The sequence below is a fragment of the Confluentibacter lentus genome (assembly GCF_002806995.1).
Classification (GTDB): Bacteria; Bacteroidota; Bacteroidia; order Flavobacteriales; family Flavobacteriaceae; genus Confluentibacter; species Confluentibacter lentus.
Genome location: NZ_NIHE01000026.1, coordinates 1 through 752, shown reverse-complemented (window position 1 = coordinate 752; position 752 = coordinate 1). Strand labels below are relative to the sequence as shown.

The window sequence follows — 752 nt, the reverse complement described above, 5'->3', positions numbered from 1 at the left end:
TGCAGAACTATGCCTTTAGGAACGATGGCGATCTATCGTTCACGAAGGTGATATCAGAATGGGGCTTCGAAAGGGAAGTGAACTCCAACGGTGTTGCCTATGCCGATCTGGACAACGACGGTGACCTGGACCTGGTGGTTAACAACCTAGAGGACAAGGCCGGGGTTTACCGGAACAATTCCACGGGCAACTACATCAGCATCAAGCTGGTAGGTGACAAGAGCAACATCAATGCCATTGGGGCAAAGGTCAAGGTCTTTACGGAACGTTCGCAGCAGTACCAGGAGCTGTTCCTTTCCAGGGGCTACCAGTCCTCGGTCTCTCCCGTCCTGAACTTTGGGTTGGGTGATGAGCAGGCCATAGACCGCATAGAAGTGGTATGGGGGGACGGTAAGGTTACCATATCGGATAAGATAAGGGCGAACCGTACGGTGACCTTCGAGAAGAAGGACTCCAATTCCAAAAGTGGGACAAAACAGGGGCTTCCGAGGAACTTTACAAGATTGAACCCAACAACATTGGGCATTGGCTTTGTGCATTTGGAGAACAGTTTCAACGACTTTTCGCGCCAGGTGCTCCTGCCTCAGAAGCAGTCACAGCAAGGCCCTGCATTTGTTGTGGGGGACGTCAATGGGGATGGGCTTGAGGATGTTTACCTGGGCGGTGCGCTTGGCCAACCAGCGGAACTTTACCTTCAGGATAAGGGGGGCAAGTTCAACAAGCAGGCCCAGCCGGTATTTGAAAGGGACAAG

Annotated in this window: 1 protein-coding gene; it reads left to right on the top strand. The window is 52.5% G+C overall.

What is annotated here, in order from left to right; genetic code table 11:
- Positions 1–752, top strand: a 752-nt coding sequence (locus tag CDH50_RS15030) for an ASPIC/UnbV domain-containing protein (RefSeq protein WP_198513518.1), incomplete at both ends; no start/stop codon positions are given.